This is a genomic window from Amycolatopsis sp. PSD-21 (assembly GCF_055561455.1).
The window spans coordinates 6,574,732-6,596,416 of record NZ_CM145712.1; the positions used below are offsets into that span (position 1 = coordinate 6,574,732).

12 protein-coding genes and 3 rRNA genes are annotated in these 21,685 nt (G+C 64.8%); 8 read left to right on the forward strand and 7 right to left on the reverse strand.

The annotated features are described in order from the left end of the window. Positions 1-54: 54 nt before the first annotated feature. From ACZ1DY_RS30760 to ACZ1DY_RS30775, 4 genes are all read left to right on the forward strand, one after another. On the forward strand, positions 55-717 hold the full coding sequence (locus ACZ1DY_RS30760) for a DedA family protein (RefSeq protein ID WP_126737779.1): 663 nt from the start codon (positions 55-57) through the stop codon (positions 715-717). Positions 718-727: 10 nt separating this feature from the next. Further along, a complete protein-coding gene (locus ACZ1DY_RS30765; RefSeq protein ID WP_126737780.1) occupies positions 728-1,594 on the forward strand; it encodes a patatin-like phospholipase family protein in 867 nt (288 codons plus the stop codon). A 90-nt stretch (positions 1,595-1,684) separates the two neighbouring features. Beyond that, a complete protein-coding gene (locus ACZ1DY_RS30770; protein WP_465481735.1) occupies positions 1,685-2,875 on the forward strand; it encodes a L,D-transpeptidase in 1,191 nt (396 codons plus the stop codon). Positions 2,876-2,890: 15 nt separating this feature from the next. Next, positions 2,891-3,637, forward strand: coding sequence for an SIR2 family NAD-dependent protein deacylase (locus tag ACZ1DY_RS30775; RefSeq protein ID WP_465481736.1), 747 nt, complete (start codon positions 2,891-2,893; stop codon positions 3,635-3,637). Positions 3,638-4,204: 567 nt separating this feature from the next. Here the strand turns inward: ACZ1DY_RS30775 and rrf are convergent. The 7 genes from rrf to ACZ1DY_RS30810 all read right to left on the reverse strand — a co-directional run bounded on the left by rrf (position 4,205) and on the right by ACZ1DY_RS30810 (position 17,780). Continuing rightward, a 5S ribosomal RNA gene (gene rrf, locus ACZ1DY_RS30780) occupies positions 4,205-4,321 on the reverse strand. A gap of 84 nt (positions 4,322-4,405) precedes the next feature. Next, positions 4,406-7,542: ribosomal RNA gene (locus tag ACZ1DY_RS30785) — 23S ribosomal RNA — on the reverse strand. 324 nt (positions 7,543-7,866) lie between these two features. Further along, positions 7,867-9,385: ribosomal RNA gene (locus tag ACZ1DY_RS30790) — 16S ribosomal RNA — on the reverse strand. The 16S, 23S and 5S rRNA genes sit together here, the layout of an rRNA operon. 351 nt (positions 9,386-9,736) lie before the next feature. Continuing rightward, the gene (locus ACZ1DY_RS30795) at positions 9,737-10,981 is read right to left on the reverse strand and encodes a low temperature requirement protein A (RefSeq protein WP_465481737.1); all 1,245 of its coding nucleotides are present in this window, start codon (positions 10,979-10,981) and stop codon (positions 9,737-9,739) included. A gap of 455 nt (positions 10,982-11,436) precedes the next feature. Next, positions 11,437-12,909 (reverse strand): MFS transporter, encoded by a 1,473-nt coding sequence (locus tag ACZ1DY_RS30800; RefSeq protein ID WP_465481738.1) that lies wholly within the window; start codon positions 12,907-12,909, stop codon positions 11,437-11,439. Then, positions 12,909-16,493 (reverse strand): DNA polymerase III subunit alpha, encoded by a 3,585-nt coding sequence (dnaE, locus tag ACZ1DY_RS30805; RefSeq protein ID WP_257485302.1) that lies wholly within the window; start codon positions 16,491-16,493, stop codon positions 12,909-12,911. The genes ACZ1DY_RS30800 and dnaE overlap by 1 nt, the downstream gene beginning before the upstream one ends. 201 nt (positions 16,494-16,694) lie before the next feature. After that, positions 16,695-17,780, reverse strand: a complete 1,086-nt coding sequence (locus tag ACZ1DY_RS30810) for a plasmid pRiA4b ORF-3 family protein (protein WP_465481739.1) — start codon at positions 17,778-17,780, stop codon at positions 16,695-16,697. 131 nt (positions 17,781-17,911) lie between these two features. Between ACZ1DY_RS30810 and ACZ1DY_RS30815 the strand changes: the two genes are divergently transcribed. From ACZ1DY_RS30815 to ACZ1DY_RS30830, 4 genes are all read left to right on the forward strand, one after another. After that, positions 17,912-18,313 (forward strand): nitroreductase family deazaflavin-dependent oxidoreductase, encoded by a 402-nt coding sequence (locus ACZ1DY_RS30815; protein ID WP_257485300.1) that lies wholly within the window; start codon positions 17,912-17,914, stop codon positions 18,311-18,313. A 303-nt stretch (positions 18,314-18,616) separates the two neighbouring features. Beyond that, entirely contained in the window at positions 18,617-19,288 is a 672-nt protein-coding gene (locus tag ACZ1DY_RS30820) for a FadR/GntR family transcriptional regulator (RefSeq protein WP_126736085.1), read from the forward strand. 4 nt (positions 19,289-19,292) lie between these two features. Next, positions 19,293-20,735, forward strand: a complete 1,443-nt coding sequence (locus tag ACZ1DY_RS30825; protein ID WP_257485299.1) for an amino acid permease — start codon at positions 19,293-19,295, stop codon at positions 20,733-20,735. Further along, entirely contained in the window at positions 20,732-21,685 is a 954-nt protein-coding gene (locus ACZ1DY_RS30830; protein ID WP_465481740.1) for an asparaginase, read from the forward strand. Before ACZ1DY_RS30825 ends, ACZ1DY_RS30830 begins: the two co-directional genes overlap by 4 nt.

Genomic DNA, 21,685 nt, shown 5'->3' on the forward strand with positions numbered 1-21,685 from the left:
CACCCTCCTCGCGACATCGCCACCCACCAGGTCACGAATCAGTAAAGTGACCTGGTGGCGTTGGTAACTGATCTTCTGAACTGGCTGCAGGGTCTCCCGGAACCGGGACTGGTCGCGGCGACCGGCGGGCTGGTGTTCGCCGAATGCACCATCGGGCTCGGCTTCATCGCCCCCGGTGAATCGGGGCTGCTGGTCGCGGCCACGACGGCGACGTCGGTCCCGCGTTTCCTGACCCTGTGGGCCGTCGTGACGGTCTGCGCCGCACTCGGCGACTCTCTCGGCTACGCGATCGGCAAACGCTTCGGCCCCCGTCTGCGCGAGACGAAGCTGATCCGCAAGTACGGCCTCGACGCCTGGGACAAGGCGACGGGCGTGCTCGAACGGCGAGGCGCGTGGGCGGTGTTCTTCGCGCGGTTCCTCCCGGTGATCCGCACGCTGACGCCGGCGGCGTCGGGCACGTCGGGCCTGCCCTTCCGCAAGTTCCTGCCCGCCGCCGCGGCGGGCGCGGCATGCTGGTCGGCCATCCACATCGGGATCGGCGCCGCGCTCGGTGAAGCCGCCAAGAAGGTCGAAGGCGCGCTCAACACCGGCGGGCTGGTGATCGTCGGCGTGCTCGTCGGCGTCGCCGTGTACTTCCTGCTGCGCTACAAGAAGAAGCGGGCGCTCGCCGTCGCGGTCGAGGAAGCCACTCCGGCGAAGATCGGCGCGGACGACTAAATTCCCGGGTATGGCCGCCCTGAACCTGCCCCAGCCGATCGGTTTCGTACTCGGTGGCGGCGGCAGTCTCGGGGCCATGCAGGTCGGGATGCTGCGTGCCCTGACCGAAGCCGGGATCACCCCGGACCTCGTCGTCGGCACCTCGGTGGGTTCGCTGAACGCCGCCGTGCTCGCCCTCGGGGGTGAATCGGGCGACCGGCTCGACCGGATCTGGTCCCGGATGACCCGGCACGAGGCGTTCCCCGGCGGCGTGTTCAGCCAGGTGCGCACGTTGCGGCACAGCAAGACCAACCTGTTCCCCAACACCGGTCTCGCCGCGATCGTCGACGAGCACATCGGCGAGGGCGCCCGATTCGAGGATCTCGCGCTGCCGCTGGGTGTCGTCGCGACGGACGTCGACACCGCCGAGCCCCTGCTCATCCGCTCGGGACCCGTTCTGGCGCCCCTGCTGGCCAGCTGTGCGATCCCGGGGATCTATCCGCCGGTGCCGTTCGGTGAGCGGATGCTCTACGACGGCGGTCTGGTCGCCAACGTGCCGATGCGCCAGGCGCTCGCCATGGGCGCGAAATCGCTTGTCGTCCTCGACTGCGCCTTCCCCGGCAAGATGCCCGGCGCCCCGCAGACCTTCGCCGAGGTGCTGATGTTCACCGCGATGATCAGCATGCGGAACCAGGCCGTCCTGGAGGCGCCGATCGCCGCGGCCGAAGTGCCCGTGGTGTACGTGCCCGGGCCGAAGCCGGTGCGGGTCAGCCCGCTGGACTTCCGCCACACCACCACGCTGACCGCCGAAGCCTATGACGCCGCGAAGACCTATTTGGGCGAATTGCGTGTCGATGGCCCCGGTCTTTACGGTGCCCCCGGTCTCGTCGTGGATTGACAGGCAACCATCCGGCATCGATCACGTCTTCTTCGTCGCGTAGTTTTGAAAGAGAACTTTCCGCTGATAGCGACGTAAAAAGAGACTCACATGTTTCCCAAGAAGACATTACTTTCGACGGCCGGAATACTCGCCGCGGTGGTGCTGATTTCGGCCTGTTCGCCCTCGGGCGGCACCGATTCGCCCGGCACCAGCGCCGAACCGGACACGAGCCCGGTTTCGGTGACCATCGATCCGGCAGGCGGGACGAACGTCAATCCGGCGACGCCGGTGGTGGTCAAGGCCGAGCACGGCAAACTGATCGACGTCACCGTCAGCAACGCCGACAAGGGCAACCAGGTGAAGGGCGAGCTGGCGAGCGACGGGCTCAGCTGGAGGACCACCGAGCCGCTCGGCTACGGCAGCACGTACAAGATCGTGGCGCATGCCCAGGGCACCGACGGGAAGCCCGTCGAGCAGCAGAGCAGGGTCTCCACGCTGAGTCCGAAGCAGCAGGCGAACCCGAACCTCATCCCGGCCCCAGCGGCGGTTGCGTCCGCCGGCGTCGGCGTCGGGCAGCCGATCGTGTTCGCCTTCGGCCAGCCGGTGAAGAACAAGGCCGAGGTCGAGAAGAAGCTGTCCGTGGAGTCCACGCCGAAGCAGGAGGGCTCCTGGTACTGGATCGACGACAAGAACGTCCACTACCGCCCCAAGGTGTACTGGCAGCCGGGGACGACGCTCAAAGTGTCGGCGATGATCTACGGCGTCGATTTCGGCAATGGCGTGTACGGCGCGACCGACCGCACCGAAACGTACAAAGTGCACGATTCGTGGGTCGCGAAAGCCGACGGCAACACCGAACAGATGCAGATCTTCCACAATGGCCAGCTGGCGAAATCGATGCCGATTTCCATGGGCAAGGACGCCACACCCACGCATTTGGGCGCCCATGTCATTTCGGACAAACACCAGAACTACGTGATGGACTCGTGCACCTACGGCGTCTGCCAGGGCCAGCCGGGGTACTACAAGGCGAACGAGAAGTGGTCGCTGCGCATCTCCAACGACGGCGAGTTCGTCCACGAGAACCCGAACAGTGTCGGCGCACAGGGCAGCTCCAACGTGTCGCACGGCTGCATCAACCTCAACGCCGCCAACGCCCAGTGGTTCTACCAGAACATGGGGCTCGGCGACGTCGTCGAGGTGACCAACTCCGGTGGCCCGCAGCTGCCGGTGTGGGACCTCTACGGCGACTGGTCGAAGTCGTGGACCGACTGGCAGGCGGGCAGCGCGCTCAAGTAGAGGCATGATGGGCCGGTGACCAGCACCCTGAGCACCGCCCGCTCCCTCGTGGCCGGCGCCGGCCGGGTCGTCGCACTGACCGGCGCCGGGATCTCCACGGATTCGGGGATCCCCGACTTCCGCGGCCCGCAGGGCCTGTGGACCCGTGATCCGGCCGCGGAGAAGATGTCGAACCTCAAGGCGTACCAAGGCAGCCGTGAGGTCCGCGAACGGACCTGGCAGGCGCGGCTGGTGCACCCCGGCTGGGACGCGACACCGAATGCCGCGCACTACGCGCTCGAGCGCCTGTCGCCGACGCGGATCATCACCCAGAACATCGACCGGCTCCATCAGAAGGCGGGCTCGCCACCGGAGCGGGTGCTGGAACTCCACGGGACGATGTTCGAGTCCGTCTGCCTGTCCTGTGACGACCACCGGGACATGCGCTCGACCCTGGAACGTGTCCGAGCAGGCGAGACCGATCCGCCCTGCCTGGTGTGCGGCGGCATCCTCAAGTCGGCCACTGTCTCGTTCGGCCAGCACCTGGACCAGAACCTGCTCCGAGCCGCCCGCGCCGCCGTCTCCGACAGCGACCTCCTGCTGGTGGCCGGGTCCTCGCTCCGCGTCCAGCCGGCCGCCTCCCTAGTGAGCGTCGCTTCCCGCTCCGGAGCCGCCGTGGTGATCTGCAACGGCTCCGAAACGCCTTACGACTCCATGGCCACAGCCGTCGTCCGCGGCCCCCTCAGCGACACCCTCCCCGCCCTGATCCCGCCACCGCCGTGACTCCACCCGCCACTCACGTGCCCAGCCCCGCCACTCACGTGATCGTCCCTGTCATTCGCGTGCCCAGCCCGGCCACTCACGTGATCGAACCCGTATCTCGCGCGAGTGAACCCGTAACTCACGTGTTTGAGTCCGTCATTCGCGTGCTCAGACCCGTAACTCGCGTGCGCAGACTCGTCATTCGCGTGATCAGGCTCGTAACTCACGTGATCAGGCGGCCGGCGCGTGTGTTTGGTTGGACGACACGCGTGATCAGAGGGACGACACGCGTGATCAGAGGGACGACACGTGTGATCAGGTGGCCGGGTGCCGTGTCGGCCAGCCAATCACGCTTGTCGTCCCGGCAAACACGGGTGTCGTCCCTCTGATCACGGGTGTCGTCCGTGTGATCACGCGAGTTACGTCTCTGATCACGTGAGTGACGGGTTCAATCACGCGTGTGACGTCTCTGATCACGTGAGATAGGGGTTTAGTCACGCGTGTGGCGGGGTTTAGGTATGAAAAAAAGGGCCCAGGTCGGGAGAACTCTGGGTTCTCGACCGACCTGGGCCCTTTTCTTTAATGTTAGTCCGGCGGTGTCCTACTCTCCCACAACCCTTCGGTTGCAGTACCATCGGCGCTGTCAGGCTTAGCTTCCGGGTTCGGAATGGGACCGGGCGTTTCCCTGACGCTATAACCACCGAAACACTGTGAAACACTCCCCCACAACCTCACAACGAGGGGGTTGTGTGGTGTTTCAGAGCTGTAGAGTGGATGCGTAACATCTTTGTGGGCAAGTCCTCGGCCTATTAGTACCAGTCAACTCGACAACACATTACTGTGCTTCCATTTCTGGCCTATCAACCCAATGGTCTGTTGGGGGCCTTAACCCACAAGGGGTGGGATACCTCATCTTGGAACAGGCTTCCCGCTTAGATGCCTTCAGCGGTTATCCCTTCCGAACGTGGCCAACCAGCCATGCCACTGGCGTGACAACTGGCATACCAGAGGTTCGTCCGTCCCGGTCCTCTCGTACTAGGGACAGCCTTCCTCAAGTATCCTACGCGCGCGGCGGATAGGGACCGAACTGTCTCACGACGTTCTAAACCCAGCTCGCGTGCCGCTTTAATGGGCGAACAGCCCAACCCTTGGGACCTACTCCGGCCCCAGGATGCGACGAGCCGACATCGAGGTGCCAAACCATGCCGTCGATATGGACTCTTGGGCAAGATCAGCCTGTTATCCCCGGGGTACCTTTTATCCGTTGAGCGACACCCCTTCCACCAGGTGGTGCCGGATCACTAGTCCCGACTTTCGTCCCTGCTCGACATGTCTGTCTCACAGTCAAGCTCCCTTGTGCACTTGCACTCAACACCTGATTGCCAACCAGGCTGAGGGAACCTTTGGGCGCCTCCGTTACTCTTTAGGAGGCAACCGCCCCAGTTAAACTACCCATCAGGCACTGTCCCTGAACCAGATCATGGTCCGAGGTTCAGATTCCCAATCCGACCAGAGTGGTATTTCAACAACGACTCCACCAACACTAGCGTGCCAGCTTCACAGTCTCCCACCTATCCTACACAAGCCGAACCGAAAACCAATACCAAACTATAGTAAAGGTCCCGGGGTCTTTCCGTCCTGCCGCGCGTAACGAGCATCTTTACTCGTAGTGCAATTTCGCCGGGCCTGTGGTTGAGACAGCCGGAAAGTCGTTACGCCATTCGTGCAGGTCGGAACTTACCCGACAAGGAATTTCGCTACCTTAGGATGGTTATAGTTACCACCGCCGTTTACTGGCGCTTAAATTCTCAGCTTCACCCCGAAGGGTTAACCGGTCCTCTTAACGTTCCAGCACCGGGCAGGCGTCAGTCCATATACATCGTCTTGCGACTTCGCATGGACCTGTGTTTTTAGTAAACAGTCGCTTTCCGCTGGTCTCTGCGGCCACCCACCCCTAGTCCGCAAGGGACTTCAGAGTGTTTGGCCCCCCTTCTCCCGAAGTTACGGGGGCATTTTGCCGAGTTCCTTAACCACAGTTCACCCGATCGCCTTAGTATTCTCTACCTGACCACCTGTGTTGGTTTGGGGTACGGGCCGTGCACGCACTCGCTAGAGGCTTTTCTCGGCAGCATAGGATCACTCTACTTCGCCTCAATCGGCTACGCATCACGTCTCAACCTATATGGAATGCGGATTTGCCTACACTCCGGTCTACACGCTTACACCAGTACTACCACTCACTGGCGGAGCTACCTTCCTGCGTCACCCCATCACTCGACTACTACGGAATCAGATCCCACGCTCCACAACCACCCTCCACCCCGAAGGGTCTTGGATGGCGCTTCGGGTGGTTAGTATCAACCGCCTCATCCTGGGCGCACGTGCTCGGGTACGGGAATATCAACCCGTTATCCATCGACTACGCCTGTCGGCCTCGCCTTAGGTCCCGACTTACCCTGGGCGGATTAGCCTGGCCCAGGAACCCTTGGTCATCCGGCGGCAGAGTTTCTCACTCTGCATTCGCTACTCATGCCTGCATTCTCACTCCCACACCCTCCACGACTGGCTTCCGCCGCCGCTTCCCTGGATGCAGGACGCTCCCCTACCCATCCATACCACTGCATCACACTCTCAAGGAGGCGATGGATGTACATGTATGAATGACACAGCTTCGGCGGTGTGCTTAAGCCCCGCTACATTGTCGGCGCAGGACCACTTGACCAGTGAGCTATTACGCACTCTTTCAAGGGTGGCTGCTTCTAAGCCAACCTCCTGGTTGTCTGGGCAATCCCACATCCTTTCCCACTGAGCACACACTTAGGGGCCTTAGCTGGTGTTCTGGGCTGTTTCCCTCTCGACGACGAAGCTTATCCCCCGCCGTCTCACTGCCACACTCTCACACCACGGTATTCGGAGTTTGGTTGATTTCGGTAACCCGGTAAGGCCCCTAGACCATCCAGTAGCTCTACCCCCGTGGAGAAACATGTGACGCTGCACCTAAATGCATTTCGGGGAGAACCAGCTATCACGGAGTTTGATTGGCCTTTCACCCCTACCCACAGCTCATCCCCTCAGTTTTCAACCTAAGTGGGTTCGGCCCTCCACGTCGTCTTACCGACGCTTCAGCCTGGCCATGGGTAGATCACTCCGCTTCGGGTCTAGACCACGCGACTCAATCGCCCTATTCAGACTCGCTTTCGCTACGGCTACCCCACACGGGTTAACCTCGCCACGCAGCACTAACTCGCAGGCTCATTCTTCAAAAGGCACGCCATCACCTCAACATCACAAAGATGTGCTCGGGCTCTGACGGCTTGTAGGCACACGGTTTCAGGTACTCTTTCACTCCCCTCCCGGGGTACTTTTCATCTTTCCCTCACGGTACTAGTCCGCTATCGGTCTTCAGGAAGTATTTAGGCTTACCGGGTGGTCCCGGCAGATTCACAGCAAATTCCACGAGCTCGCTGCTACTCGGGAACACCACCAAGGTCCACAAACATGTGTTTTCGCGTACGGGACTCTCACCCACTCCGGTCGCCCATCCCAAGGCGTTCCACTAACACACGCGCAAACCCGGAAGACTGTCAGATCCTCCAAGGCGGGTCCCACAACACCACACACACAACGCCTGACAGCTTGACATGTGCATGGTTTAGCCTCTTCCGCTTTCGCTCGCCACTACTCACGGAATCACGGTTGTTTTCTCTTCCTACGGGTACTGAGATGTTTCACTTCCCCGCGTTCCCTCCACACACCCTATATATTCAGATGCGGGTAACACCACATAACTGGTGCTGGGTTTCCCCATTCGGAAATCCTCGGATCACAGCTCGGTTGACAGCTCCCCGAGGCATATCGCAGCCTCCCACGTCCTTCATCGGCTCCTGAAGCCAAGACATCCACCATGTGCCCTTAACAACTTGACCACAAAGATGCTCGCATCCACTCTACAGTTCTCAAACACCACACCAGAAACAAACAACCCTGGAGCTCGTGTAAGCCCCTCGGCGTGTTGCCTCAGGACCCAACAGCATGCCAGCGAACAATCCCTCCGACTCCCCAGAAGCACCCGTTCCACGCACCCGAAAGTGCAGTACTTGAGCGTCCCAGCAGAAGCCGGCGACACCATAACCAGTAGTTCCACAATTCCTTGAGCAACCAGAACAAGCACACATTCGGCACTTGAGTCCTGGCCACCCCACCGCTCTGGTTCCGGGTATCCCGGGAACGATGGATGTGTTGCTCCTTAGAAAGGAGGTGATCCAGCCGCACCTTCCGGTACGGCTACCTTGTTACGACTTCGTCCCAATCGCCAGTCCCACCTTCGACCACTCCCCCCCTTGCGGGTTGGGCCATGGGCTTCGGGTGTTACCGACTTTCATGACGTGACGGGCGGTGTGTACAAGGCCCGGGAACGTATTCACCGCAGCGTTGCTGATCTGCGATTACTAGCGACTCCGACTTCACGCAGTCGAGTTGCAGACTGCGATCCGAACTGAGACCGGCTTTAAGGGATTCGCTCCACCTCGCGGTATCGCAGCCCTCTGTACCAGCCATTGTAGCATGTGTGAAGCCCTGGACATAAGGGGCATGATGACTTGACGTCATCCCCACCTTCCTCCGAGTTGACCCCGGCAGTCTCCCACGAGTCCCCGCCATAACGCGCTGGCAACGTAGGATAAGGGTTGCGCTCGTTGCGGGACTTAACCCAACATCTCACGACACGAGCTGACGACAGCCATGCACCACCTGTACACCAACCACAAGGGAAGCCCTATCTCTAGGGATGTCTGGCGCATGTCAAGCCCAGGTAAGGTTCTTCGCGTTGCATCGAATTAATCCACATGCTCCGCCGCTTGTGCGGGCCCCCGTCAATTCCTTTGAGTTTTAGCCTTGCGGCCGTACTCCCCAGGCGGGGCGCTTAATGCGTTAGCTACGGCACGGACAACGTGGATGTCGCCCACACCTAGCGCCCAACGTTTACAGCGTGGACTACCAGGGTATCTAATCCTGTTCGCTCCCCACGCTTTCGCTCCTCAGCGTCAGTATCGGCCCAGAGACCCGCCTTCGCCACCGGTGTTCCTCCTGATATCTGCGCATTTCACCGCTACACCAGGAATTCCAGTCTCCCCTACCGAACTCAAGTCTGCCCGTATCGCCCGCACGCTCCACGTTAAGCGTGGAGTTTTCACGAACGACGCGACAAACCGCCTACGAGCTCTTTACGCCCAATAATTCCGGACAACGCTCGCACCCTACGTATTACCGCGGCTGCTGGCACGTAGTTAGCCGGTGCTTCTTATCCAGGTACCGTCACTTGCGCTTCGTCCCTGGCGAAAGAGGTTTACAACCCGAAGGCCGTCATCCCTCACGCGGCGTCGCTGCATCAGGCTTGCGCCCATTGTGCAATATTCCCCACTGCTGCCTCCCGTAGGAGTCTGGGCCGTGTCTCAGTCCCAGTGTGGCCGGTCACCCTCTCAGGCCGGCTACCCGTCGTCGCCTTGGTAGGCCATTACCCCACCAACAAGCTGATAGGCCGCGGGCTCATCCTGTACCGCCGGAGCTTTCCACTTCCACGGATGCCCGCAGAAGTCGTATCCGGTATTAGACCCAGTTTCCCAGGCTTATCCCAAAGTACAGGGCAGATTGCCCACGTGTTACTCACCCGTTCGCCACTAATCCCCGGCCGAAACCGGTTCATCGTTCGACTTGCATGTGTTAAGCACGCCGCCAGCGTTCGTCCTGAGCCAGGATCAAACTCTCCAACAATGTCTTCGAATTCAATCGAGGCAATTTAATGCTCTCAAAGGAACCTCAAACGAGGTTCAAATACATAAGCTCTACTGGCTTAGTTCACTAGCACACTGTTGAGTTCTCAAGCAACACACCCCAGATCGCACCACACCTAAGCGGCCTTATCCGAAGCAGTTATTTCTTGGCTTTTGTCCGGAGCACACCCTAGCACCTGCTCGAAACTGCCGTTTCAGCGGGGGTAGAGTTACCTCTCCGGTTCGGGACCACCCACTCTACCACCATCCGGTGGGAGCTTGGTTCGTGTTCCCGGCGGCCGCTCGGTTTCCCTGGCGACGAAGAGAACATTACACGGCCCGAAACCGGCGTTTACAGGGGGGTCCCTTTTTTCGCGCCGGGGCTCTGACCTGCGTCGATCGGACCCTCTCCCGGAACCGGCTCGCCGTGGGTGGCAACGACCGTCAGCACGACGAGGGCGGCGGCGAGCCCCGCGGTGATGTGGATGGGCGCCGGCGTGAACGACGCGGCGAGCACGAGCACCGCGGTCACCGGGAAGCCGATCGCGATCGGGCGGCATTCGTTGGTGGGCCCGATGTGCATCAGCCAGACGCTGAGCAGATAGATCGCGACGGGCACGGTCGTCGCCATGGCGGCGGGCAGGGACGCGACGTGCCCGGTGTGGGTGTCGTAGTCGACCGCGACTTCGAGGCCGGCGCCGAGCGCGGCCGCCGAGGCGAAGATCAGATAGTGCCCGTAGCCCCAGCTCGCCACGGTGAACAGGCTCTTCGCCTTCTCCAGCCGGACGTGACCCGGCTGGTCGAAGTACAGCCACCACAAGGAGAACACCAGCACGAGACCCGCGGCGGCCAGCGAGATCAGGCTGCCGGTGTGCTTGCCCTCGTCCAGTCCCTCCTTGACCGCGGTGGTCGCGCCGAGGATGGATTCACCCAGCACGATGATCGTGAACAGGCCGTAGCGCTCGGCGATGTGGTGCGGGTGCCAGCCCGTCCAGCGCTTGCGTTCGGCGATCACCGGGACCGCGAGTTCCGCGACCAGGAGCAGGAAGAACGACGGCAGCGCCAGCGACTCCGGGAGACCGAGTCGGACGACCCACAGGATCTGGACGATCGTGATACCGATGGCGTACCGCAGTGCGGCGGGGCGGCATTCCGGATCGGTCCGCGCGGCGCGCAGCCACTGCACGACCATCGCGAGCCGCATCAGGACGTAGCCGGCGACCACGATCGCGAAGTCGCCTCCGAACGCCGACGAGACACCGGCGGCGACGGTCAGCCCGCCCGCGATCTGCACCAGCGTCACCAGCCGGTACGGGACGTCGTCGGTGTCGAACGACGACGCGAACCAGCTGAAGTTCAGCCAGCCCCACCAGATCGCGAAGAACACCATCCCGAAGCTGAGCACGCCGTGCCCGATGTGGTTCTCGGCGATCGCGTGGTGCAGGCCGGCGGCGGCCTGCGCGACGGCGACCACGAAACACAGGTCGAACAACAGCTCCAACGGGGTCGCGACCCGGTGGCCTTCGCCGGAATCGCGCATCGTCATCGGCCGGTACCAGACCCGCAGCCGACTCCGCCGTGCAGAACTCTCCGCCATCAGTGCTCCTCGCCATGTCGATCTGCGGAGATCTTCGCAGCCGAAGGCGGTTCACACACTCGGAGAAACGCGCGGCGGGTGGGTCCGGGCCGGGTGCACCTCCCCAGGCGACCCCGCGCGAACCCACCCGCGCGAATGCCTCACCGGTACTCGGCTCGCCAGTGGTGTTGAGCCGGCCGCCGCCGAACGGTCCCCCGCGGACGCCGACGACTGTCCACCGGCTCGTGACCGCGGGTGTCCATTCCTGAGAACTCCGGACTCACCACGATCGCTCCCGCCGATCGATCCATCCCCGATCGATCGACAGAAATACCACTGTCGGTAGCCAACGCACAGCGGTGAAGGCTCCGTTAGGTGTACCCGGTTGCTCTGAGTAGCACCAGGGGATGACGACCTCAGTCACTCGGATGGAGCATCCGGTCTTGCCGAACGTAGTCATCGGCCGCCCGGAAGACTCAGCCGCGTTGACTGTCGGCGGCGGCCCGCTCGGCTTCCTCCCGCTCAGTGAGCACGCGACGCTTCCGGCGTGCGCGGAGTTCGATCACGGCGAGTAGGAGTGCCGAGCTCGTCAACACGGCGGCGCACAGCATCGCGGCGGTCAGCGCCCACGGATAGCCGCCGTTCGCACCGAGTACCGCGTGGAAGACCGAGGCCAGCACGACCGTGCCGATCGCGGTGCCGATCCGTTGCCCGGTCTGCAGCGCTCCCCCGGCCACACCGGCCATCGACGTCGGGACGCATTCCAGCGTCAACGTGGTGTTGGGCGAGATGACCATGCCGCCACCGACTCCGGCCACGAGCAGTGGCAGGGCGAACCACCAGCCCGCCGCGGCGCCGAGGTCCTGACCGGCGAGAACGGCGACCGTGACCATCCCGGCGATCACCATCACCAGCCCGGTGACGGTGAGTTTGCGGCCCCACTTCGGCACCAGCCGTCCCGCGATCGCCGCCGACACGGCCGAGCCGAGCGCGAAGGAGGTGACGGCGAGCCCGGATTGCAGGGGCGTGTAACCGAGGCCCTGCTGGAAGAAGATGGCGAAGACCAGCCACATCCCGGTGAACCCGCTGAAGTACAGCGCGCCGACGGCCGCACCCGTCGCGTAGCCCGGGGTTCCGGTGAACAGCCGGGTGTCCAGCAGCGGTGGACGGCCGCGCCGCACCATCGAGCGTTCCCAGCGCACGAAGGCGAAACCGAAGACCACCGCGACGAGGAACAGCCACCACAGGCTGCTGAGCCCGCCCTGTTCGGATTCGATCAACGGGAGCAGGACACCGAGAACGGCGACACCCAGCAGCATGATGCCGACGAAGTCGATCTCACCTCGCAGGCTTCTCGCCGGGGCCTCCGCTTTCGGCAGCCATCTCAGGGCCAGCGCGAACGCCAGGATCCCGATGGGCACGTTCACGTAGAAGACCCAGCGCCAGCCTTCCGGATCCCCGAAGACGGCGAGGATCACGCCGCCGAGCACCGGCCCGACGGCGGTCGAGATCCCGACGGTGGCGCCGAACATGCCGAACGCGCGGCCTCGTTCCGCGCCGCGGAACAGATCCTGGATCATCCCGCTGTTCTGCGGCGTCATCATGCCCGAGGCGAATCCCTGCAGGAGCCGCGCGATGATCAGCGTCGTCTCGTCCGGCGCCGCGCCGGCGAACGCACTGGTCAACACGAACCCGGCGAGCGCGAACAGGAACATGCGACGGCGGCCGAGCGCGTCGCCGAGCCTGCCGCCGGTCACCAGCACGAGCCCGAAAGCCAGCGCGTAGCCCGAAACCACCCATTGAATCCCGCCGCTCGACGCGCCGAGGTCCTTCTGGATCGAGGGCAGCGCCGTGTTGACGATGCTGACGTCGAGCAGCCCCATGAACCCGGCGGCGAGGGTGACGGCGAGCGCCTTCCAGCGCCGGGGGTCGGGTTCGGAGGTGTTCATCAGGTGCTGGCGGCGATCCCGGGGATGCCCTTGAGCTCACCGATCAGCATCGACGTCACCTTGACCGGATAGTCGTAGAGCGCGAAGACCGTCTGGTTCTTGCCGACCAGCTTGAGGTGCACCGGGGTCTCACCCTTGTGCGCCAGCAGGGTCTGCTTCAGTTCGCTGACCACCGACTGGTCGATCTTCTCCGCCGCGGCCAGCAGCACCAGCGGCAGATCGTCGTCGCCGTTGCCGACCTCGGACAGATCGAGCGGCACGAGCCCGCCGCCGAAGATGGACATCTTGTCCTCGCGCCAGTTCACCCGGCCCTTGACCAGCACCGCGTTGTCCTCGATGAGGTCGGCGGAGAACATCGCGTAGGACTTCGGGAAGTACAGCACCTCGAGTGAGGCGTCCATGTCCTCGATGGTGCAGATCGCCCAGGGCTCACCCTTTTTGTTGACCCGGCGTTCCAGCGAGGTGATCAGCCCGGAGACGACCAGCTCGCCTTCCTTCGGCGGGTCGGCGAGGATCGCGGCGATCGGCCGCGGCGCGTGTTTGCGCAGGATGCGTTCGGCGCCGTCCAGCGGATGCGCCGAGACGTAGAGGCCGAGCATCTCCCGTTCGTAGGCCAGGAGCTGCTTGCGCGGGTACTCCTCTTCGCCGAACTTCAGATGTGCGAGCGGCGAAGAGGACACCGAGGCTTCGGCGTCGTCTTCCCCGCCGAAACCGAAGAGGTCGAACTGGCCCATCGCCTCCTGGCGCTTGAGCGGGACCACGGCCTCGACCGCGTCCTCGTGCACCTGGATCATCGAGAGCCGCGTGTTGCCGAGCGAGTCGAACCCGCCCGCCTTGATCAGCGATTCGATGACCCGCTTGTTGCAGGCCACCAGCTCGGACTTGTCGAGGAAATCGGTGAAGGAGGAGTACTTCCCCTTCTCCTCGCGGGTCTTGATGATCGACTCGACGACGTTCGCGCCCACGTTGCGGACGGCACCCATGCCGAAGCGGATGTCCTCCCCGACGGCCGCGAACCTCAGCGCCGACTCGTTGACGTCCGGCGGGAGCACCTTGATCCCGAGGCGGCGGCATTCCGAGAGGTAGACCGCGGACTTGTCCTTGTTGTCACCGACCGAGGTGAGCAGCGCGGCCATGTACTCCGGTGTGAAGTTCGCCTTGAGGTACGCGGTCCAGTAGGAGATCAGGCCGTACGCGGCCGCGTGGCTCTTGTTGAACGCGTAGCCGGCGAACGGGAGGATCGTGTCCCAGAGCGCCTTGATCGCCTCGGACGAGAAACCGCCGGGAAGGAGGTCGCTCGACTTCATCCCGGCCTCGAAGCCCTCGAACTCCTTCTCGAGGACTTCCTGCTTCTTCTTGCCCATCGCGCGGCGGAGCACGTCCGCGCGGCCCATCGAGTACCCGGCCACCTTCTGGCCGATGTGCATGATCTGCTCCTGATAGACGATCAGGCCGTAGGTGTCGGCCAGGATCTCCTTCAGGGGCTCGTCGAGCTCGGGGTGGATCGGCTTGACCTTCTGCCGCCCGTTCTTGCGGTCGGCGTAGTCGTTGTGCGCGTTCATGCCCATCGGGCCGGGGCGGTACAGCGCGCCCACCGCCACGATGTCGTCGAACTGGGTCGGCTGCATGCGGCGCAGCAGGTCGCGCATCGGGCCGCCGTCCAGCTGGAACACGCCGAGCGTGTCACCGCGGGAGAGCAGTTCGTAGGTCGCCTTGTCGTCGACGCCGAGGGTGTCGAGGTCGATGTCGATCCCGCGGTTGGTCTTGATGTTGTCGATCGCGTCGCCGATGACGGTGAGGTTCCGCAGGCCGAGGAAGTCCATCTTCAGCAGGCCGATGGCCTCGCACGACGGGTAGTCCCAGCCGGTGATGATCGAACCGTCGTCGCGCTGCCACAGCGGGATGGCGTCGGTCAGCGGGTCGCAGGACATGATGACCGCGCAGGCGTGGACGCCGGCGTTGCGGATCAGGCCTTCGAGACCGCGCGCGGTCTCGAAGATCGTCTTGCACTCCTCGTCGGTCTCGACGAGCGCGCGGACCTCGGCCGCTTCGCCGTAGCGCTCGTGCTTCGAGTCGACGATGCCCGAGAGCGGGATGTCCTTCGCCATGATCGGCGGCGGGAGGGCCTTCGAGATCCGGTCCGCGATCGCGTACCCCGGCTGGCCGAAGTGGACACGGGCGGAGTCCTTGATGGCCGCCTTGGTCTTAATGGTGCCGAAGGTGATGACCTGTGCGACCTTGTCGACGCCGTACTTCTCGGTGGCGTAACGGATCATCTCGCCGCGACGGCGGTCGTCGAAGTCGATGTCGATATCGGGCATCGAGACGCGCTCGGGGTTCAGGAACCGCTCGAACAGCAGCTTCTGCGGGATCGGGTCCAGGTTGGTGATACCGAGGACGTACGCGACCAGCGAGCCGGCGGCGGAACCTCGGCCGGGGCCGACGCGGATGCCGACCTTGCGGGCGTAGTTGATGAGGTCGGCGACGATGAGGAAGTAGGCGGGGAAGCCCTTCCCGATGATGACGTCGAGTTCGATCTCGATGCGCTCGTTGTAGTACGGGTCCGGCACGCCGTCCGGATAGCGCCACTTGAGACCGCGCGCGACCTCTTCCCGCAGCCAGGTGCCCTGGTCGTAGCCCTCGGGGACCTCGAAGAAGGGCAACCGGTCCTTGTGCGTGTACACGTCCTTGTAGGACTCGACGCGCTCCGCGATCAGCAGCGTCGAGTCGGCGGCGCCGGGGACCTCCTTGTCCCAGTACTCCCGCATGTCGGCGGCCGACTTCAGGTAGTAGCCGTCGCCGTCGAACTTGAACCGGTTCGGGTCGTTCAGCGTCTTGCCCGCCTGCACGCACAGCAGCGCGGAGTGGGTGTCGGCCTGGTCCTTGGTGACGTAGTGCGAGTCGTTGGTGGCCAGCGGCTTGAGGTCGAGCAGCTTGCCGATCTCGAGCAGGCCTTCACGGACCGAGCGCTCGATCGGCAGCCCGTGGTCCATCAGCTCGAGGAAGAAGTTGTCGGCGCCGAAGATGTCCTTGTAGTCCGAAGCGGCCTGGATCGCTTCCGTGCGCTGCCCCAGCCGCAGCCGCGTCTGCACCTCGCCCGAGGGGCAGCCGGTGGTCGCGATGATTCCGTGGTGGTTCTCCGCGATCAGTTCGCGGTCCATCCGGGGCTTGCGGTAGTAGCCCTGCATGCTCGCGAGCGAGGAGAGCTTGAACAGGTTGCGCAGGCCGGTGGAGTTCTCGGCGAGCATCGTCATGTGGGTGTAGGCACCACCACCGGAGACGTCACCGCCCTCACCGAACTCGTCGGCGCCGCGCTGGTTCGACTGGCCCCAGAAGACCGGCTTCTTGTGGAACCGGCTCTCCGGCGCGACGTAGGCCTCGATGCCGATGATCGGCTTGAGCTCGTGTTTGACCGCCTGCTGGTAGAACTCGTCCGCGCCGTACATGTTGCCGTGGTCGGTCATCCCGACCGCGGGCATGCCCAGGCGCGCCGCCTCCTTGAACAAGGGGGCGATCTTCGCCGCACCGTCGAGCATCGAGTACTCGGTGTGCACATGCAGGTGGACGAAGGAATCGTTCGACACCAGCGAAAACCTCCCCTAGGCAGACGGATCCCTGGCTGCTTGACGCGGGCCGGTCCTCCCACCTTATGCGCCGGGGCTCGACGGCGCCCGGGCGGGATGGCACCCCGGCGAGGGTCAGTCTCCCCCTCCGTCCGGCCGCCGCCAAGCACCGACGCGGCGCGGTTCGCGATGACCTCGGTTACCCCCGATCGGGGCGCCGGATCAGCTCAGCCGGGCGAGCCGCTCGTCGACCACCTCCCTGTCGAACCACTCCGGATCGAACCCGAGGCCGCCGAGTTCCTCGATCAGGCCCTCGTTCTCTTCGTCGTCCGGATCGCGCAGTGCCTCCAGCAACATCTCGTAGCTCCGCTCGTCTTCGCATTCCGGCGGAGGCGCGGCGCGTTCACCGTCGAGGCAGCTCGGGGCTTCGGGGAGGGAGACCCGCCGCTCGACGCGGATCCAGTGCCGCCAGCTCTCCGCCTCGTAGACGAACCGGTGGCCTGGCGAGCTGACGACCTGGCCGAGTGTCACTTCGTCGTCGAAGCGGTCGCCTTCGCAGCTCTGCGCGTCGACGCTGAAGCTTCCGTACGCGGTCTCGAACCGGCGATACTCCCGTTCGTCCCGGTCGAACGCGGCCGCGAGGATGCGGTGCAGGCCGGCGAGGGTGACGTCGGACCGGACCTCGAGCCGCCGCCAGATCGCGTCGTCCGGCTCGGCCAGGGCGACCGCCAGCCAGAGCCCGGTGACCGGCGCGGGCGGTGGCAGGACGAGCGGCAGCGGATCGGCCGACGGTATGCGCGGCAGCGGTTCGTAGTCGGGAAGACCGAGCCACCGGCGCAGCTGGGCCGCGCGCTCCGGCAGATCGGGCCTCGGATCTCTCCCCAACTTCAAGAGGTCGGGAATCCTCTCCCGAATCCAGGCGGCGCAATCCGCCCCGACGATCAACGCCGCCTCGACCTGGCTTCGGAACTCCTCGGGGCTCAGCGGCGCCTCGATCACCTCGAAGCCGCCGCGATGCACCGCGAGGGCGTCCTCGGGTTCGGGATGGAGCTCGATCACGTCGACCTCGCGACCGTCGACCACCACCTCGACACCCACCGAGCGTTTGCCCGCGGTCAGCGTGGCGGCCAGGACGGCCAGGTCCCGATCCACCTGGCCTTGGACGACACAGCCCGAGAGCTCGACCGGCCCGTGGAGCAGCTTCGGCCAGCGCTCCACCCTGGACACGTCCAAGGGCGGACGCGTCCGGCGGGGGCGCTGGTGCTTCGGTCGTTCGGCCGGCTTGCGGCCGCGGCTGACGGGGGACACGGAACGAGTATCGGCGGAGGCACCGACAGTTTCGGCGCCGTGCGCAGCGCTGATCGGAAAATGCTTGCCGACCTGGGCGTGGATGTGCAGACTGGCCAGCCGCCAAGATCAACCGAACGCCCGGAGAGTTGATGATCGACCTACAGGCCATGAACGAGCGCGTGATCGCGGAGTTCCGCGCGAACGGCCGCCACGGCGACGGTCTCCCGACCTTGCTGCTCACCACCACCGGTGCCCGCACCGGGCGACGGCACGTGACGCCGATGCTGTTCCTGGCCGACGACGACCGCTACGTCGTCTTCGCCGCCAACGGGGGCGCGCCCCGGCATCCGGACTGGTACCGCAACCTGGTCGCGAAGCCGTCCGTCGACGTCGAGGCGGACGGAGAGGCCTTCACCGCCCAGGCGATCGAAGTCACCGGAGCGGCCCGGGACCGCTTGTTCGCGAAGCAGGCGAAGGCGTTCCCGCGGCTCGCGGAGCATCAGTCGAAGACCACACGGCCGTTCCCGGTGATCGCGCTCAGCCGCGTCTGAAGCTCGCGCGGGTCGTGAGTGGCGATTCGGGTTCTAACCCGAATCGCCACTCACGACCAACCCGCGCCGACCTTGTGACACTGGCCACTTGCGCGCGGGAATTCGGTGCCCTCACGGAACTCCGTGCCCGCGAAGGTGCCCTGTACGGGTTCCCCTTACCTCGCTGAAGCGCACCTCGCAGGCTGGATCCGGGCACTCGGCCGAACGCTTGACAAAGCGTCGCGGCCGACCGCACGATCTCGTCCCATGAACCTGTCTGACAGCCAGACAGCCGGACACGGTGGTCCACGACGCGTCAGCGCGATGGAGGCCGTTCTGGCCCACCTCCGCGGCGCCATCGAGCGCGGCGAGTACCCCGTCGGCCAGAAACTGCCGTCGGAATCCGCGCTCGGCAAGGAGTTCGAGGTCAGCCGTTCGGTCGTCCGCGAAGCGTTGCGGGGGCTGCAGGCACTCGGGCTCACCGTGTCCAAAACGGGCAAAGGGACCTTCGTGACCGCCACCGGGCCGGTCGAGAACCCCACCTTCGGTACCTACTCGGCCCGCGACCTGTTCGAGGTCCGGCGGCACGTCGAGATCCCTGTCGCGGGCTACGCGGCCCTGCGCCGCAGCACCGACGACCTGGACCTCCTCGGTCACCTCGTGGAGCGGATGGACGTCGAAACCGACAACACCGCGTGGGTCGCGCTCGACTCGCTGTTCCACATCACCATCGCCCAGGCTTCGGGCAACCCGGTGTTCGGCAAGGTCATCGAAGAGATCCGGGACGCGCTGGCCCGCCAGTCGTCCTTTCTCAACCAATTGGGGGACCGTCGGACCCGCTCGAACACCGAGCACCGTGAGATCGTCACCGCCATCGCCGCCGGTTCCGAAGCCGACGCCGTCGCGGCGATGACCTCCCATCTCGAACACGTCGAGGACGCGCTCACCACCATCGTGCGGCCGGGCCACACGACGCAGCAGAACAAGGACGACTGACATCGTGACCGAACAGACCCTCAGCGCGGACGACAGCAAATCCGCGCCGGTGCCCGCCGACGCCGGTGACGCCGGCTACGACAAGGCACTGAAACCCCGCCACGTCAACATGATCGCGATCGGCGGCGCCATCGGGACCGGCCTGTTCCTCGGCGCGGGCGGCAGGCTCGCGCAGGCGGGCCCGGCCCTCGCGATCGTGTACGCGGTCTGCGGCCTCTTCGCGTTCTTCGTGGTGCGCTCGCTCGGCGAGCTCATCCTGTACCGCCCCTCCTCCGGCGCCTTCGTCTCCTACGCCCGGGAATTCATGGGTGAGAAGGGCGCTTTCGTCGCGGGCTGGATGCACTTCCTGAACTGGTCGACGACCGGTATCGCGGATATCACCGCGATCGCGCTGTACGCGCATTTCTGGTCGTTCTTCACCCCGATCCCGCAATGGGTGCTGGCGCTCATCGCGCTCGCGGTGGTGCTGGCGCTGAACATGGTCTCGGTGAAACTGTTCGGCGAGATGGAGTTCTGGTTCGCCATCATCAAGGTCGCCGCGCTGGTGACCTTCATGGGGATCGGGATCTTCCTGCTGGTCACGCAGCAGCCGATCGACGGCACCACGCCGGGCTTCTCGCTCATCTCCGACCACGGCGGGATCTTCCCGGCCGGGGTGCTGCCGATGGTGCTGATCGTCCAGGGTGTCGTGTTCGCCTATGCCTCGGTCGAGCTGGTCGGCGTCGCCGCGGGCGAGACGGAGAACCCGCGCAAGATCATGCCCAAGGCGATCAACTCGATCATGTGGCGGATCGGGATCTTCTACGTCGGCTCGGTGATCCTGCTGGCGATGCTGATGCCGTGGGACGCCTACTCGAAGAACGAGAGCCCGTTCGTCACCGTGCTTTCGCATATCGGGGTGCCGCAGGCGGGCAACGTGATGAACCTGGTGGTGCTGACTGCCGCCCTGTCCAGCCTCAACTCCGGCCTCTACTCCACCGGCCGCATCCTTCGCTCGATGTCGCTGGCCGGTTCCGCGCCGAAGTTCACCGGCGTGATGAACAAGAACCACGTGCCCTACGGCGGGATCCTGCTCACCTCCGCGGTCTGCGTGGTCGGGGTCGGCCTGAACGCCGTCGTGCCGAGCCAGGCCTTCGAGATCGTGCTGAACTTCGCCGCCATCGGCATCCTCGGCACCTGGGCGATCATCGTGCTTTCGCATCTGCTGTTCGTGCGCAAGGCCAAGCTCGGTGAGGTCGAGCGTCCGTCGTACCGCCTGCCGTTCTCCCCCTACACCGAGATCGCGACGCTGATCTTCCTCGCCGCCGTCGTGGTGCTCATGGGCTTCGACGAGGTCGGCCGGATCACCCTGTACTGCCTTCCGGTCATCGGGCTCGCGCTGGTGGCGGGCTGGTTCGGGGTCCGCAAGCGGATCAACATGGACGTCTTCGAGAAGACGAAGCTGTGATCCCGGAGATCCGCGTCCCCGCGCACGAACCGCTGGTGCATCTCCTCCGCGACGGAATGGTCGAGGGGGTGCACCACGGTTCGGCCGTGGTGCTCGCCCCCGGCGGCCGTGTGCTGTTCTCCGCGGGCGACATCGAAGCGGCGTTCTACCCGCGTTCGGCGGCGAAACCCTTGCAGGCCACGGCGATGGCGCGGCTCGGCGTCGATCTGAGCCCCGCCGGGTTCGCCGTCGGCGCGGCGAGCCACTCCGGCGAGGAGATCCATCTCGCCGAGGTGCGCAGGACGCTCGACGGTGCGGGACTCACCACGGAAGACCTCCGGACGCCGGAAGACCTGCCGTTCGACCCGGTCGAACGCGAAGCGTGGGTCGCTTCGGGACGGACGGCTTCGCGGGTGGCGCACAACTGCTCCGGCAAGCACGCCGCCATGCTCGCGACCTGCCGTCTGCACGGCTGGTCCACAAAGGACTACCTGGATCCCGGCCATCCGCTGCAGCGCGCGATCGCGGAATGCGTCGAAGACCTGACCGGGCAACGGATCCCGAAGGTGGCCGTCGACGGTTGTGGCGCTCCCCTGTTCGCGGTCTCGCTGCGCGGGCTCGCCCGTGCGGTCGGCAAGATCGCCGCAGCGGCGCCGGGAACACCGGAAGGTCTTGTCGCCGAAGGGATCCGTAAGCATCCGGAACTGGTCGCCGGCACGCGTCGCGACGTCACCGCGCTCATGCGCGCGGTGCCCGGCCTGATCGCCAAGGACGGTTTCGAAGCCGTCCAAGTCGCCGCCCTCCCGGACGGGACGGCGATCGCGATCAAGATCGCCGACGGCGGCGACCGCGCGCGGCGGCCGGTGCTCGCCGCCACGCTCGCGCTGTGCGGTGTCGACCCGGACGTGCTGGAACCCACCCCCGGCCTGCGCGTGACCGGCGCGCTGGCCGAACCCGACCTCGCCGCCTGA